Origin of the sequence: Methyloversatilis sp., assembly GCF_030696805.1 — a bacterium.
In the GTDB taxonomy this organism is placed as follows: domain Bacteria; phylum Pseudomonadota; class Gammaproteobacteria; order Burkholderiales; family Rhodocyclaceae; genus Methyloversatilis.
This window is the reverse complement of record NZ_JAUYRO010000012.1, coordinates 36,411-51,212: the sequence shown is the minus strand read 5'-3', so window position 1 is coordinate 51,212 and position 14,802 is coordinate 36,411. Positions and strand designations below refer to the sequence as shown.

Genomic DNA, 14,802 nt, shown 5'->3' with positions numbered 1-14,802 from the left:
AAGGCGTTGACGACGATCAACAAAGTTTCTTTAGGAGAACTATTTATGAACGCAGTGCAATAACCCCGCCCAAGCATGGAGGGCCGCGCGAGCCCGGCTGTTTATTGCCTCGCATCGTCCGGCGCGGCAAGTGCCGCGTTTGCTCCGCACGTAAAAAAGCCGGCCCGTGAGGGCCGGCTTCGTCTACCGGGCGGTCAGCAGACCGCCGTCCTCATGCAACCGGATCAGGCGGCCGCGCGGTACTCGTCACGCAGCGCACGAATCTGGTCATGGTTGCGCTGCGCACCGATCAGCTGGCGCTGCACCAGATTGCGCAGCTCGGGCGGCAGCGGCGCTTCGAGCGCCTTGCGGTAGCGGGCCAGCGCGCGGTCCTCGCCGCGTTCGGCTTCTTCCAGCATCGCCACATCGTCCTTGCCCGGCAGCGCACCGCGCACGCTCACCCAACCGCGATGCAGTGCGCCGACCACGGTGCCCGACGTATCCGCCTCGCCGCCAGCGCGCACCACTTCGGTCTGCAATTCCTGTGCGGCGCTACGGCATTCGTCGGCGCGCTGCCTGAACATCGACTGCAACTTCACGGAGTCCGCCTGATCGGCGCAGGTGTTGAATCCGTACTCGCCATCCTTGCAGGTTTCGATCAGGCCGTTCAGCACTTCAATCGTTTCGCTCTGGTTCATGATGTCTCCTTGGATGAATGACAGGCATGTGCGCTGTCGAGACTTCATCCTAGGGAAGCGCGGCCCGCCCGGCTGCGGGCGATCACGAAGCCCGTTGTAGGGGATGACCGACCCGCCGGTTGCATCCTGTTGCAGTCATCCTCGTGCGCGGCGCGCCGCAGCACCGACCAGTGCGAGGCCCGGGCCCAGCATCGCCCAGGTGGTCGGCTCGGGTACCGGCGTGATGTTCACGACGTCGAAGGCGCTGCCGCGGATGATGCTGCTCTTCGGAATGATGTTCACGTCCGGATCGGCGTTGCTGAAGTTCAGCACCCGACTCAGGAAGTTGAAGTCTTCGATGTCGAGCGCACCGGGCAGGATCTGCTCGTCGGCCAGCAAGGCTGCTCCACGACGCCCGAAGGCGGTCAGTCCGGCAGTCCGAACACGATGACCGCGTCACCCTGACGGTAGCCCCAGATCGCGCTGCCGCCGGCGGCAACTGCGATGTAGGGCTTGCCGTCGAGCGTGAAGGCGATCGGCGGTGCATTCACGCCAGCGCCGGTCTGGAAGCGCCACAGCCGCTTGCCGCTGACGCTGTCGAACGCGGACAGGTGGCCGTTGCCTTCGCCGGTGAACACCACGCCGGATTTCAGCGCAAGCACGCCGCCCACCAGCGGCTCATCGGTTTTCGCCGTCCATTTGATCTTGCCGCGCTGCCTGAGGTCGAGCGCGGCGAGCACGCCCCAGTTCGCCTCGTCCGACGGTTCCATGCTGTCGTAGCGCTGCGCCGGCTTGCCCGCCGTGGCGGCTGTTTCCTTGATCCAGTAGCGCATCGGCATGTGCATCGCGGCGACGAAAGCCAGACCGCGACCGGCATCGACGGCAGCCGGCGACCAGTTCACGCCGCCGGCGACGCCCGGCGTGATGCGCGTGCCTTCCTTGCTGGCACCGGCGAACAGGTTGTCCTGTTGCACAAACGGCTCCGACTTGTAGAGCAGCGCGCCGCTGGCGCGGTCATGCACATAGAACCAGCCCAGCTTCGACGCCTGGCCGACCGCTGGCACCACGCGTCCGCCCGGCTCGCGGTGGTCGAACAGCACCGCCGGGCTGGCCACGTCGTAGCCCCACTTGTCGTGCGGAATCTGCTGGAAGTGCCAGGCGTAGGCGCCGGTCTTCGCCTGGATGGCAACCAGCGACGCGGTATACAGATTGTCGCCCGGGCGTGTCGTGTCGTTGATCTGCGGGCTGGGGTTGCCGGTGCCGAAATACAGCAGGCCGCTTTTCGCGTCATAGGCCGGCGCGTTCCACACCGAACCGCCGCCGTACTCCCACGCGTCCTTGTGCTGCGCCGCGCTCGCTCGCTCGCCGGCGATGTCGCGGTTCAGCGGCAGGCCGTCGGCGGTTTTCTCGACGAAATCGCCTTCCCAGCCGCCATCCTGCGGCTTGCGCACGGTGTCGAACTGCCACACGCGCCGGCCGGTCTTCGCGTCGAACGCAGCCAGGAAACCGATGCCGCCATATTTGCCTGCCATGCCGACGACCGACGCCAGCTGGCCGGCCGAGCCGGGCACGTCCAGATGCAGGCCGTAGCCGACACCGTTGATGCCGACGATCACCTTGCCATCGATCACCAGTGGCGCGGCCGCCGCGCCGACGCCCGAACCGCCGCCGACTTCGCCCTTGATGCCTTCGCTGCTTTCGGTCGTGGCGTTGTCCTGCCGCGCCAGTTCGATGTCCCAGTGCGGCTTGCCGCTGGCGGCGTCGAGCGCCACCAGGCGCGCATCCACCGTGGCGACGAACACGCGGCCGTCGTCGAACGCCACGCCCCGGTTGGCCGGGCCGCAGCACACCTTGTCGGTCCGCTTCCTGTGCATGTAGCGCCACAGTTCGGCACCGCTGCGCGCGTCAAGCGCCACGACGTGCGAGCCGGGCAGCGACACATACATCTTCCCGCCGACCACCAGCGGCGTGGCCTGGAAAGTCTGCGCGATGCCGCTCTGGTAGATCCACTTCGGTACCAGCTTCGGTACGGTCTTCGGCGTCAGGCCCGGTATGTCGGCAAGACGCGTATTCGCGTGATCGAGGCCGAAGGTGGGCCAGTCGCGATCCGGTGCAGCGACCGCCGGTGCGATGGCGAGAGCGGTGAGCAGGCAGAGCGCATTCGGAATCAGACGGTGCATGGCAGCGGTCGAAAATGGAAAGCCGTGATGATAGGCCGTCAAGCGCATCGCGTCGGCCATGGCTGTGCGCGGCTGCCGAAACGCAAGTTTGCAATCCGCTGATCCGTTCGGACTACGCGCGCTGGGTTCGGGCCGTGTGCGCTGTAATGCTCGCCGGTCAAAGTCGCAACTGAGCGGCCGGATATGTCGGCCGTCGTCCCTATCCCGTTATTTTCAATCGCATTTCCGGAGATCCGACATGTTCCGCAAGACCGCAATCGCACTGCTGCTGGCAGCTGCCGGCAGCCACGCCCACGCTGATATCGTGGCCCAGTGGAATTTCAATTCCGTCCCTGCTGACGGGAATACCGCCACCGGCACCCTCATCCCGTTCGTGGGCGTTGGCACGGCGTCGCGGATCGGCGGCATCGCGGGCTCGTTCGCCTCCGGCGACGCGACGGGCGGCTCTTCCGACCCGGCCACGGGCGACGATTCCGGCTGGCAAACCACGACCTACGCTGCTCAAGGCACGGGCGACAAGACGCGCGGCGTTCAGTTCGCCGTCAGCACCGTCGGTTTTTCAGATGTGGTCATCAACTACGATCTGCGCCACAGCAACACGAGTTCGCGGTACGAACTGGTTCAGTACAGCCTCGACGGCGCCAACTTCATCGATTTCCTGACTTTCGACGGCAATGCCGGTGACAACTGGTTCAACGCGCGCACGGTTGATCTGTCGTCCATCGCAGGCGCAGACAACAATGCCGATTTCGCCTTCCGCGTCGTTGCCACGTTCGCGCCGGGCACCAGCGCCTATGCCGCTTCCAGTGCGACCGGAACTTACGGTACCGCCGGCACCTGGCGTTTCGACATGGTCACTGTCAGCGCCGCGCCCGTGCCGGAACCCGAAACCTACGCGCTGATGCTGGCTGGCCTCGGCCTGATCGGCGTCGCAGCCCGCCGTCGCAAGTAAGTTTCGTGAGCCCGGGCGTTCCGCAGCGGGACGCCCGACACCGGTGGGTACCCATGCGGTGCCCGCCGGGCAGGAGGGAGCGGTACACTTGCCGCATGTCTGCACCCGCCTTCGTCCACCTCCGTCTCCATTCCGAATTTTCCATCGTCGACGGCATCGTCACGCTCGACGCGGCCGTCAGGGCTGCGGCACAGGACGGCATGCCGGCGCTCGCCGTATCCGATCTGACCAATGTGTTCGGCCTGGTGAAGTTCTACAAGGCTGCCCGCAGCAAGGGCGTGAAGCCGATCGCCGCCGTCGATGTCTTCATCACCAACGAGGCCGAACGCGACAAGCCCTACCGCCTGCTGCTGCTGGCGCGCAACCGCGAGGGCTATGGCACGCTGTGCCGCCTGCTGACCCGCGCCTATCTGGAAAACAAGCACCGTGGCCGAGCCGAGATCCGGCGCGAATGGTTCGAGGCCAACGACACCGGCGCAACCGGCCTGATCGCGCTGTCCGGCGCAATGCAGGGCGACGTCGGGCTGGCGTTGCTAGCCGGCAACATGGAATCGGCGCGTCGGCTGGCGGCCGACTGGTCGCGCCTGTTCAATGGCGATTACTGCATCGAACTGCAGCGCGCCGGCCATCCGAATACCGAGGTGTATGTGGCCGATGCGTGCGCGCTGGCCATCGAAACCGGCATTCCGGTGGTGGCCACACACCCGGTGCAGTTCATGGCGCCGGACGACTACAAGGCGCACGAGGCGCGCGTGTGCATTGCCCAGGGCTATGTGCTGACCGACAAGCGGCGGCCGCGCGATTTCACCGAACAGCAGTACTTCAAGACCTCGGCCGAAATGGCCGAACTGTTCGCCGATATCCCGGAAGCGCTGGACAACACGGTCGAGATCGCGCGCCGCTGCAACCTCACGCTGACGCTGGGCAAGAACTACCTGCCGCAGTTCCCGACGCCGCCGGGCATGACGATCGACGACTTCATGATCGCCGAGGCGAAAGCCGGTCTGGAAACACGGCTGGCGCTGCTGTTTCCGGACGAAGCGGTGCGCGCGTCGCGGCGCGACGAATACGAGGCCCGGCTCAGGTTCGAGTGCGACACCATCATCCAGATGGGCTTCCCCGGCTACTTCCTGATCGTGGCCGACTTCATCAACTGGGCCAAGAAGAACGGCGTGCCGGTCGGCCCGGGCCGCGGCTCGGGCGCCGGATCGCTGGTCGCCTACTCGCTGGGCATCACCGACCTCGATCCGCTGGCCTATGCGCTGCTGTTCGAGCGTTTCCTGAATCCGGAGCGGGTGTCGATGCCCGACTTCGACGTCGACTTCTGTCAGGACAAGCGCTGGATGGTGATCGAGTACGTGCGCCAGAAGTACGGCGCCGACGCGGTGAGCCAGATCGCCACCTACGGCACGATGGCGTCGCGCGCGGTGATCCGCGACGTCGGCCGCGTGCTGGACATGGGCTACAACTTCTGCGACCAGCTGTCGAAGCTGATTCCGGTGGTCCAGAACAAGCCGCTGTCGCTGGCCGAGGCGCGCGAACAGGCGCCGCAACTGGCCGAGCGGGAACAGAACGAAGAAGAGGTACGCGAACTGCTGCGCCTGGCCGAGCCGCTCGAGGGGCTGGCGCGCAATGTCGGCATGCATGCCGGCGGCGTGCTGATCGCGCCCGGCAAGCTCACCGACTTCTGCCCGCTGTACCAGCAGGACGGCGACGACGCGGCGCCGGTCAGCCAGTTCGACAAGGACGACGTCGAAGCGATCGGCCTCGTGAAGTTCGACTTTCTGGGCTTGCGCAACCTCACCATCATCGAACTGGCGGTCGACTACATCGAGCGCATGACCGGTGAGCGGCCCGATCTTCTGAGCCTGCCCTTCACCGATCCGGCCGCCTACCAGGTGCTGAAGGAAGCCAACACCACGGCGATCTTCCAGCTCGAATCGGAAGGCATGAAGAAGCTGCTGTCCAAGCTCGCCCCGGACCGCTTCGAAGACATCATCGCCGTGCTGGCGCTTTACCGCCCGGGGCCGCTCGGCTCCGGCATGGTTGATGACTTCATCCTGCGCAAGAAGGGTCAGCAGGCCATCGACTACTTCCATCCCGATCTCGAAGGCTGCCTGTCACCGACCTACGGCGTCATCGTGTATCAGGAACAAGTGATGCAGATTTCGCAGATCATCGGCGGCTATACGCTCGGCGGTGCGGACATGCTGCGCCGCGCCATGGGCAAGAAGAAGCCGGAGGAAATGGCCAAGCACCGCGAAACCATCGCCGCCGGTGCTGCCACCAAGGGTTACGACCCGGCGCTGGCCGAACAGCTGTTCGACCTGATGACGAAGTTTGCGGAATACGGCTTCAACAAGTCGCACACCGCCGCCTATGCCGTCGTCACCTATCACACGGCCTGGCTGAAGGCGCATCACTGCGCTGCCTTCATGGCGGCGTCGCTGTCGTCCGACATGGACAACACCGACACCGTGAACATTTTCTTCCTCGACGCGAAGAAGAACCGGCTCACCGTGCTGCCACCCGACATCAACCGCTCCGAATACCGCTTCGTGCCGGTGTCGCGCAGCGAAATCCGCTACGGCCTGGGTGCCGTGAAGGGCACCGGCGAACAGGCGGTCACGGCCATCATCGAAGCACGCGCCAGCGGCGGGCCGTTCAAGGACCTGTTCGACTTCTGCCTGCGCGTCGACCGCCGCACCGTGAACCGCCGCACGATCGAGGCCCTGATCCGCGCCGGCGCCTTCGACGCGACGCGCGAGGGCGCCGACCCGGACCGCAACATCCTGATGTCCAGCGTTGCACTCGCCATGGAAGCGGCCGAACAGGCGGCAGCCAACGCGCACCAGGGTGGCCTGTTTGACGACGCTCCGACGGGCGTCGGCACACGCGCCCCCGAGTACGTGAGCTGCAAGCCGTGGATCGAACGCGAAAAGCTGCAGAACGAGAAGCAGGCGCTCGGCTTCTATCTGTCCGGTCACCCGTTCAACAGCTACGCGCAGGAGTTTTCGCGCTTCGCGCGGCGCAAGCTGGCGCAGCTCGAATCCTCGCGCGATCCGACCGTGGTCGCCGGGCTGGTCGTCAGTTCGCGCGTGCAGATGACGCGCCGCGGCAAGATGGCATTCGTCGTGCTCGACGACGGCACGGCGCAGGTCGAGGTGTCGGTGTTCAATGAGCTTTTCGACGCCTCGCGCAACAAGCTGCGCGAAGACGAAGTGCTGGTGATTGAAGGCCGCGCACAATTCGACGACTACTCCAATTCGATGCGCGTCGTTGCCGAAAGCCTGCTGACCGCCGGCGAAGCGCGCGCGCGCTTCGCGCGTCGGCTCGAACTCAGGGTCAATGGAGAAGTGGCCGGCGCAGGCGGCGCGCGCGCCGCCTGCGCGCGCCTGCGCAGCCTGCTCGAACCGTTCCGCTCCGAAGGCGGCTGCCGGGTGCGGCTGCACTACAGCAGCGGCCAGGCCATCGCACCGCTCGATTTCGGCGACCATTGGCGCGTGCGGCTGGACGACGCCTTGTTCGACGGGCTGCGTGACTGGCTGCCGCCGGAATCGGTCGGCGTCACCTATGCCTGAGCACGTGCCAGCACGCACCCGGCTGATCGACCTGGCCGCGTTCGACGCACTCACGGCCCGCGCGCAGGCCAGCTCGCGCCGGCGCATGAACGACAACCTGCATCCGCATGACGGCCATCCGGTGCACCGCCTGCTCAATGCCATCGAGCCAGACAGCTACGTCCCGCCGCATCGCCACCTGGATCCGGTGAAGGATGAAACCATCCTGTGTCTGCGCGGCCGGTTCGGCTGCATCCTGTTCGACGCCGTGGGAACCGTGCAGTCGCTGCACCTGCTGGGTGCGGGCCACGCCTGTGGCATCGACATTGGTCACGGCCAGTATCACAGCCTGGTTTCGCTGGAACCGGGCTCGGTCATGTTCGAAGCCAAGTCGGGGCCCTATCTGCCGCTGATGACCGCGGAACTGGCGCCCTGGGCACCCGGCGCCGGTGATCCGGCCGCCGGTGCCTATCTGCGCTGGATGGCGGGTCTGTTCACTGCCCTGCAGGCGGGCTGACCCCGCTGTGGCATACTCGAATGTACATTGAGCGGTATCCGGTCACGCTTTACGCGGCATTTATCATGCATTCCGGCCCTTCAGTCCGCGATGCGCCTGCCGTCAACCCAGTCTGACCCGCTCATTTCTACGGATACAGATCCCGCCGTGCAGACTGCCCGAATAGCTTTGCTGGAAGACGACCCGGTCCAGGTGGAAATACTGGGCACCTGGCTGCGTGCCGCAGGCCACGACGTGCATGTGTTCATGCGTTCTCGTGACCTGATGCGCGAAGCGGTACGTGAAAGTTACGACCTGCTGCTGATCGACTGGGAATTGCCCGACCTGCCGGGGGCCGATGTGCTGCGCTGGCTGCGCAACGAACGCCAGCTGCAGACGCCGGTCATTTTCGTCACGGCGCGCCAGGACGAGAACGACATCGTCACCGCGCTGGCAGCGGGCGCCGACGACTACATCGTCAAGCCGGCGCGACGTCTGGAACTGCTGACCCGGATCGAGGCCGTGCTGCGCCGCAGCCGCCCGCCGGCAGATCAGCCGGTGGTCGAAGCCGAGCCTTACCATTTCGATCTGAATTCGCACACGGCTCGCCTGCACAACGAGGTGGTCGACCTGACCGAACGCGAGTTCGAGCTGGCCGTCTTCCTGTTTCGCAACGTCGGTCGCCTGGTGTCGCGCGGTCACCTGCTGGAGTCGCTGTGGGGCCGCAAGGGCGATGTACCGACACGCACCGTCGATACCCACATGTCGCGCGTGCGCTCCAAGCTCGCCCTGCGGCCGGAGAATGGTTATCGACTGGCGTCGACCTACAACTATGGCTACCGCCTGGAGCGGGTGTCCGGTGACGCCCGGCCGACCGAGGGTGAAGCGATCGACTGATCCGTGCCGCCTGCAGACTGACAACAAAAAAGGAGCCGCTGGCTCCTTTTTTGTTGTGTATCCGGTCCGGACTATTTCGACAGCGAGTCGCGGATCTGGCGCAACAGTACGACCTCTTCGGCCGGCTCGGCCGGTGCCGCCGCCGGTGCTGCCGCCTCTTCACGCTTGAGCCGGTTGATCTGCTTCACCATGATGAAGATGATGAAGGCAAGAATGACGAAGTTCAGCGCGATCGTCAGGAAGCTGCCCCATGCGAACACCGGTACGCCCGCCTTCTTCAGGTCGGCCAGCGTTTCCGGCACGCCGGGGGGAATATCCTTGAGCACGATGAAGAACTGGCTGAAATCCAGACCGCCGAAAATCGCACCCACAATGGGCATGATCAGGTCGGCGACGACCGAGTCAACGATCTTGCCGAAGGCTGCACCGATGATGACGCCAACCGCGAGGTCGACGACATTGCCCTTCATGGCGAATGCCTTGAATTCCGAAACGAAGCTCATGCTGATCTCCTTGTAGATGTGGGTGCCATTCACGCGCGGGCGGCGCGCGCAAACCGAGGACTTGCGGCGCCGCGGAAGATAGCACACGGCGGGCGTACCGCCGGTCCGGGCTCACCGCCGCCATCTCTGATACGCTCGCCAGCCACTGTGCCGCTTGCGTCAGCCGGATCGGGCACTCTCCGGCGACGCGGCACGTGTCATCAGCCGGTCTGTTTCGTATGGAGAAGGCATGAAGATACTCAAGCTTGCCGCTTTCGCGCTCGGCGGCATCGCTGCGCTGCTCGCTGCGGCCGTGCTGTATGTGGCGATCACCTTCGATGCCGTCCGCGTGAAGGAAGAACTCAGGCGTGTCGTGCTCGAACAGAAGCAGCGCACGCTGGACATCGAAGGCGATGTCGACCTGTCCTTCTATCCGAACCTCGGCCTCAAGCTGGGCCGTACTGCGCTGTCCGAACACAATTCGACCGAACGTTTCGCAGCAATCGACAGTGCGCGCGTATCCGTCGCCGTGCTGCCGCTGCTGTCGGGGTCGCTGGTCGTCGACGAAATCCGGGTCGAGGGTGCGAGCGTCGCCCTGATCCGCTACAAGGACGGCTCATTCAACTTCGAAGACCTGCTCTCGGCCGAGAAGGACGACAGCTCGCCGGTCCGCTTCGATATTGCCGGGCTTAAGCTGTCGCGTTCGGCGCTCGCTTTCCGCGACGAAGGCAGCGGTGCGGCGCATGCGCTGGACGACATCGAACTGTCGGTCGGCAAGCTGGCGAACGCGGCACGCGGCAGGCTCGACCTGGCTGCGCGCTGGACGTCGGTGCAGCCGACGGCCGACTCGCGCATCGTGCTGGCCACCGGCTACGACTATGACCTGCCGGCGCAGCGCTTCGCGCTCGAAGCGCTGAGCGCGACGATGGACGGCACGCTGTTCGACCTGACGGATGTGCGTGCCGCGCTGACCTCGGAGCGGCTCGAAGCCGGTGCCGACGACCGCATCGAAATCCGGAAGCTGGCGCTTGACCTGTCGGCCAGGCGGGCCGGTGAAGCACTGTCGGCGAAACTAACCGCGCCGGCGCTGCAACTCGATGCCGGCGGCGCCCGCGGCGACGAGGTCAGCCTGACTGCGAAGATCGATTCGAGCGCCCGCATGGCGGACATCAAGCTCCAGCTCAAGGGTATCGAGGGCAGTGCGCAGGCGATCAGGATCGCTGGACTCACGCTGGCGCTGGACGCCCGTCAGGACACCGCCACCGTCAAGGCCGCCCTGGCTTCGCCACTGAACGTTCAACTGGACGGGCCGTCCGGCGAGCTGTCGGCGCTGGATGGCACGATCGACATCGCGCATCCGTCGTTGCCGATGAAAAGCGTCAAGCTTCCGGTCAAGGGCTCTGCGCGCGCAGACCTCAAGGCGCAGACCGCAGCGCTCGATCTCGACACGCGGCTCGACGACAGCCACATCCAGCTCAAGCTCGCCGCGACCCGCCTGCAGCCGCTGGCGCTGAACTTCGATGTCGACATCGACCAGCTCGATCTCGATCGCTATCGCCCGCCCGCAGCGGCCGGACCCGCCGCCGGCAACCCGGACGACACCCCGGTGGACCTGTCCGCGCTGCGCGGCATCAATGCCAGCGGCAGCGTGCGCATCGGGGCGCTGCAGGTGGCCGGCGTGAAGATGACGAAGATGACGCTGAACGTGAAGGCGGCGAACGGCAAGCTGGAGGTGTCGCCCTACTCGGCCGCGCTGTATCAGGGCGCTGCCAGCGGAGCGCTCAGCCTGAATGCCGAAGGCAACCGCATCGCGCTGAAGCAGACGCTGTCCGACATCGATGTGCATCCGCTGATCCGCGATGCAGCCGGCAAGGACCTGCTGGAAGGGCGCGGCACGGTCATGCTGGATGTCGCGACCTCGGGGACGACGGTCGGTGCCCTGAAGCGCGCGCTCGATGGCAGTGCCTCGCTGAAGCTGCGCGACGGCGCCATCCGCGGCATCAATCTGGCAAAGAGCCTGCGCGAAGCAAAGGCGAAGCTGGGCGGCGGCGCCACCGTGCAGCAGGCCAGTGCCACCGAAAAGACCGACTTTTCAGCGCTCAGCGCCAGCTTCCGCATCGACGACGGCATCGCCCGCAATTCGGATCTGACGGCCAGCTCGCCCTTTCTGCGGCTGGCCGGCGCCGGGACCGTCAATCTGCCGGACGAGAGTGTGGATTACCTCGCGCGCGTGACGCTGGCCGCGACCAGCAAGGGACAGGACGGCCGCGCTGCCGACGAGCTCAGGGGCGTGACCGTGCCGGTGCGCCTGTACGGGCCGTTCGCCAGCCTCGACTACAAGATCGAGTTCGCCGATCTGGTGAAGGGCGCCGCCAGAACGGCGGTCGAGCAACAGAGCCAGAAACTGCAGGACAAGGCCCGCGACAAGGTGCAGGAACAGGTTGGCGACAAGCTCAAAGGGCTGTTCGGCCGCTGAGCTTCGGCAAGTGTTGGCGTCGAGCAGGCGCTGTTGAGGCACGCATGCCGAAACGCCCCTGTGGGAGCGACGTCCTCGCCGCGATACGCACTTCGCACCGCGATGGTCGCCGCACTGATCGCGACGGGGACGTCGCTCCCACGGCCCTGCGTTTTCGGCATGACGTAAATCGGGGGCGCCGCTCCGGCAAGGTCCGCACCCACGGGGCTCGTCAGATCGGCAGTTCCCAGCTTGCGCCGATGGCTGCGATGCCGGCTCGGGCAACGATGGCGTCTTCACTGGATTTCACGCCCGATACGCCGACTCCGCCGACGCATTCGCCGTCCACGATGATCATTTCGCCGCCTTCAAGCGGCAGCACCGGCATGCGCAGGGCGGCCAGACGGCCGCTGTTGACGACGTCCTCGATCGCCTTGCTCGGCTTGCGTGCCAGTGCGCAGGTGCGGGCCTTTTCCGGTGCGATCTGGGTGCTCATCGGCGGTGCGCCGTCGAGGCGCTGCAGCCACATCAGGTTGCCACCGTCGTCGACGATGGCGATGGTGACGGGCCAGTTGCGTTTCAGGGCCTCGGCTTCCGCCGCGGCAGCAATCTGCCGCGCGTCGTCGAGCGTCAGGGTGAGGCGGGTTTTCATGGTCGTACTCCGTCAATGTCAAGAGAGGGCGTTGAACCCGAAAGCCGGTGCTGCTCCGCTGCGTTGGGGAGAAGGCCGGTCTGGGGTTTTCGTGCGACGCTTGGCCGTGACGGGTGGTCCGGCGGGTGCGCGGGCCGGCGGGCGGATTGCTCACCGGCACTGTGCGTCTGGCTGACTTCTGTGGTGCATGTTCCGCGCGGCAAGCGAACTGGTGGGCTGCCGCGGGGCCGGCAATCTACCGGCGTCACGGACAGCATCCTACACTGTCGGCCTGCCCGCGCGAGACGGGTTCCTCACACGAAACCGACAAGGAGCACGCATGGCCAGCAATCTGGGGATCGATCTTTATTCGCCGAAGGAGATTGCCGAGAAGGTCGAAAACATCGGCATCGTGAAAGCCAACCTGCCGGTACGCACGATGTTCATGCTCGGTGTGCTGGCCGGCGCCTTCATCGGCTTCGGTGCGCTGTACTTCACTCTGGTGGCCAGCGATGCTTCGCTTGGCTTTGCACTGACCCGTGTGCTCGGCGGGCTGGCCTTCTCGCTCGGTCTCATCCTGGTTGCCGTGGCCGGCGCCGAGTTGTTCACCGGCAATAATTTCCTGGTCATGGCGTGGGCCGAGGGGCGAATCCCGTTCGCGCTGCTGGCGCGCAACTGGGCCATCGTCTATGTGGCCAATGCCGTCGGCGCGCTCGGCATGGTGGCGCTGGTTTTCCTGTCACATCACGGCGACATGAACGGCGGTGCGGTAGCCGAAACCTATGTGAAGGTGGCGGCGGCCAAGACCGCCACGCCATTCCTGATCGTTTTCGTAAAGGGCATCCTGTGCAATGCCCTGGTCTGCCTGGCGGTCTGGCTGGCGACCGCAGGGCGCAGCGTGACCGACAAGGTACTGGCCATCGTGTTTCCGGTATCGGCCTTCGTCGCCGCCGGCTTCGAACATTGCATCGCAAACATGTATTTCATTCCGATGGGCATGCTGCTGCACGCCAACGGCGTGCTTCCGGCAGGCGTCGACCTGTCCGGCCTGACCGCGGCCGGGCTGGCGGGCAATCTGGTCGCGGCGACGCTGGGCAACATCGTCGGCGGAAGCATTCTGGTCGCCGGGGTGTATTACCTGACGTTCCGCCAGCGCACCTGACGGCGCCCGGGCCGATTCCGCTGCCCGGGCTTTCTGCCCGGTCCTTCGGTTCAGGAATGCCGTTCAGTTCAGTATTTCACTCCTGATGCTCGGTGCGCCGGCCGACCGGCAGTCCGAGCTGTTTGAGCTTGCGGTACAGGTGCGTACGCTCCAGTCCGGAGCGCTCGGCCAGCCGGGTCATGTTGCCGCCTTCGCGTTCCATGTGATGTTCGAAGTACAGCCGCTCGAACGCCTCGCGCGCATCGCGCAGCGGCTGGTTCAGGCCGGGCAGTGCCGCGTTGCCGGCCGGGCGCAGCAGCGCGCGCAGCGCGCTCGCGTCCAGATCGTCGTCGAGGGTGGCCAGCGCGGCCGAGCGCAGCGCCGACACCAGTTCTGCGTAACCGCCCGGCCACGGGTGCTGGCGCAGCAACGGACGGGCCGACTCGGCCAGCGCGCGCACCGGGATTTCGCCTGCGTCCGCCATGTGCTTCAGCACGTCATCGGCCAGATCGCCGATTTCGTCGCGCAGCTCGGCCAGCGTCGGCAGTGGCAGCACGACGTCGAACAGCCGCGACAGCACGGCGTCGTCCCAGCCAGCCGCCTGCAGCTCCGCCGGCGGCTGGGCACAGCTGGCGATCAGTTTCGCGTCGAGCCGCTCCAGCCGGTCGACGGCGAAGGCGAGATTTTTCTGCTGCATGCGCGACAGTGTGCCGATGTCGCCCGCGTGGATGACGCCGCCGCGCGCCGCGTCGAGCTGTTCCTGCGTGATGGCGCCCGGGATGCCGGCCAGTTCGATCCAGCGCCGTCCCGGCACCGCCAGCGTGCGCGCGGCCAGTTCGGCAAAACTCGACGGCCCGCAGCGCAACATGATGATGCGCGAGCGGCTGGCCATCTGTTCCAGCCGGCGGCGCAGGTCGCGCAGCGGACCACCACGCGTGATGCCGGCCAGCGACGGTGCGGCCGGGCGCTGTTCGGCTGGCGCACTGCGGATCAGCGCGCGCTTCACGCTGGACAGCAGCTTGGCCAGTGCGATCGGCTTTTCGAGGAAATCGAGCGCGCCGATGCGTGTCGCCTCGACCGCCGAATCGATGGTGCCGTGACCGGACATCATGATGACCGGCATGGTCAGCTGCCCGCCCGAGGCCCATTCCTTCAACAGCGTGATGCCGTCGGTGTCGGGCATCCAGATGTCCAGCAGCACCAGGTCGGGTCTTGCAGCCTGCCGCGCACCGCGCGCGGCAGCCGCGTTTTCCGCCAGCGTGACGTCGTGCCCTTCGTCCCGCAGGATTTCGGACAGCAACTCCCGGATGCCCATCTCGTCGTCGACCACCAGTATGCGAGCCATGTTTTCC

Annotated in this window: 12 protein-coding genes; 6 read left to right on the top strand and 6 right to left on the bottom strand. The window is 66.0% G+C overall.

The window, feature by feature from the left end; all coding sequences use genetic code 11:
- Window positions 1-224 precede the first annotated feature (224 nt).
- The 3 genes from Q8R75_RS01210 to Q8R75_RS01200 form a co-directional block, all read right to left on the bottom strand.
- Complete coding sequence (locus tag Q8R75_RS01210) at window positions 225-677, bottom strand: PA2169 family four-helix-bundle protein (protein WP_305613768.1); 453 nt, start codon at window positions 675-677, stop codon at window positions 225-227.
- A gap of 135 nt (window positions 678-812) precedes the next feature.
- On the bottom strand, window positions 813-1,055 hold the full coding sequence (locus Q8R75_RS01205) for a PEP-CTERM sorting domain-containing protein (RefSeq protein ID WP_305613767.1): 243 nt from the start codon (window positions 1,053-1,055) through the stop codon (window positions 813-815).
- Between the two features lie 26 nt (window positions 1,056-1,081).
- Window positions 1,082-2,836, bottom strand: a complete 1,755-nt coding sequence (locus tag Q8R75_RS01200; protein WP_305613766.1) for a PQQ-binding-like beta-propeller repeat protein — start codon at window positions 2,834-2,836, stop codon at window positions 1,082-1,084.
- A gap of 58 nt (window positions 2,837-2,894) precedes the next feature.
- Between Q8R75_RS01200 and Q8R75_RS01195 the strand changes: the two genes are divergently transcribed.
- The 4 genes from Q8R75_RS01195 (at window position 2,895) to Q8R75_RS01180 (ending at window position 8,741) form a co-directional block, all read left to right on the top strand.
- Complete coding sequence (locus Q8R75_RS01195; RefSeq protein ID WP_305613765.1) at window positions 2,895-3,788, top strand: PEP-CTERM sorting domain-containing protein; 894 nt, start codon at window positions 2,895-2,897, stop codon at window positions 3,786-3,788.
- A 95-nt stretch (window positions 3,789-3,883) separates the two neighbouring features.
- Entirely contained in the window at window positions 3,884-7,369 is a 3,486-nt protein-coding gene (dnaE, locus tag Q8R75_RS01190; protein ID WP_305613764.1) for a DNA polymerase III subunit alpha, read from the top strand.
- Window positions 7,362-7,865 carry a WbuC family cupin fold metalloprotein gene (locus Q8R75_RS01185; protein WP_305627203.1) on the top strand — a complete coding sequence of 168 codons (504 nt, stop codon included), beginning with the start codon at window positions 7,362-7,364 and terminating at the stop codon, window positions 7,863-7,865. Before dnaE ends, Q8R75_RS01185 begins: the two co-directional genes overlap by 8 nt.
- Before the next feature lie 147 nt (window positions 7,866-8,012).
- Window positions 8,013-8,741 carry a response regulator transcription factor gene (locus Q8R75_RS01180; protein WP_305613762.1) on the top strand — a complete coding sequence of 243 codons (729 nt, stop codon included), beginning with the start codon at window positions 8,013-8,015 and terminating at the stop codon, window positions 8,739-8,741.
- A 71-nt stretch (window positions 8,742-8,812) separates the two neighbouring features.
- Here the strand turns inward: Q8R75_RS01180 and mscL are convergent, their stop codons facing one another.
- The gene (gene mscL, locus Q8R75_RS01175) at window positions 8,813-9,244 is read right to left on the bottom strand and encodes a large conductance mechanosensitive channel protein MscL (RefSeq protein WP_305613761.1); all 432 of its coding nucleotides are present in this window, start codon (window positions 9,242-9,244) and stop codon (window positions 8,813-8,815) included.
- Window positions 9,245-9,473: 229 nt separating this feature from the next.
- On the opposite strand from mscL, the gene Q8R75_RS01170 reads away from it, so the two are divergent.
- Window positions 9,474-11,699, top strand: a complete 2,226-nt coding sequence (locus tag Q8R75_RS01170) for an AsmA family protein (RefSeq protein WP_305613760.1) — start codon at window positions 9,474-9,476, stop codon at window positions 11,697-11,699.
- Window positions 11,700-11,910: 211 nt separating this feature from the next.
- Here the strand turns inward: Q8R75_RS01170 and Q8R75_RS01165 are convergent, their stop codons facing one another.
- Window positions 11,911-12,330, bottom strand: a complete 420-nt coding sequence (locus Q8R75_RS01165; RefSeq protein ID WP_305613759.1) for a heme-binding protein — start codon at window positions 12,328-12,330, stop codon at window positions 11,911-11,913.
- Between the two features lie 319 nt (window positions 12,331-12,649).
- On the opposite strand from Q8R75_RS01165, the gene Q8R75_RS01160 reads away from it, so the two are divergent.
- Complete coding sequence (locus tag Q8R75_RS01160) at window positions 12,650-13,471, top strand: formate/nitrite transporter family protein (protein ID WP_305613758.1); 822 nt, start codon at window positions 12,650-12,652, stop codon at window positions 13,469-13,471.
- A gap of 76 nt (window positions 13,472-13,547) precedes the next feature.
- On the opposite strand, the gene Q8R75_RS01155 is transcribed toward Q8R75_RS01160, so the two are convergent.
- Window positions 13,548-14,795, bottom strand: a complete 1,248-nt coding sequence (locus Q8R75_RS01155) for a response regulator (RefSeq protein ID WP_305613757.1) — start codon at window positions 14,793-14,795, stop codon at window positions 13,548-13,550.
- Window positions 14,796-14,802 lie beyond the last annotated feature (7 nt).

What these genes read in the sequence shown, in the direction of transcription:
- Q8R75_RS01210 (WP_305613768.1), bottom strand. Translation starts at nt 677, where the DNA reads ATGAACCAGAGCGAAACGATTGAAGTGCTGAACGGCCTGATCGAAACC.
- Q8R75_RS01200 (WP_305613766.1), bottom strand. Translation starts at nt 2,836, where the DNA reads ATGCACCGTCTGATTCCGAATGCGCTCTGCCTGCTCACCGCTCTCGCC.
- Q8R75_RS01195 (WP_305613765.1), top strand. Translation starts at nt 2,895, where the DNA reads ATGGCTGTGCGCGGCTGCCGAAACGCAAGTTTGCAATCCGCTGATCCG.
- dnaE (WP_305613764.1), top strand. Translation starts at nt 3,884, where the DNA reads ATGTCTGCACCCGCCTTCGTCCACCTCCGTCTCCATTCCGAATTTTCC.
- Q8R75_RS01185 (WP_305627203.1), top strand. Translation starts at nt 7,362, where the DNA reads ATGCCTGAGCACGTGCCAGCACGCACCCGGCTGATCGACCTGGCCGCG.
- mscL (WP_305613761.1), bottom strand. Translation starts at nt 9,244, where the DNA reads ATGAGCTTCGTTTCGGAATTCAAGGCATTCGCCATGAAGGGCAATGTC.
- Q8R75_RS01170 (WP_305613760.1), top strand. Translation starts at nt 9,474, where the DNA reads ATGAAGATACTCAAGCTTGCCGCTTTCGCGCTCGGCGGCATCGCTGCG.
- Q8R75_RS01165 (WP_305613759.1), bottom strand. Translation starts at nt 12,330, where the DNA reads ATGAAAACCCGCCTCACCCTGACGCTCGACGACGCGCGGCAGATTGCT.
- Q8R75_RS01160 (WP_305613758.1), top strand. Translation starts at nt 12,650, where the DNA reads ATGGCCAGCAATCTGGGGATCGATCTTTATTCGCCGAAGGAGATTGCC.
- Q8R75_RS01155 (WP_305613757.1), bottom strand. Translation starts at nt 14,795, where the DNA reads ATGGCTCGCATACTGGTGGTCGACGACGAGATGGGCATCCGGGAGTTG.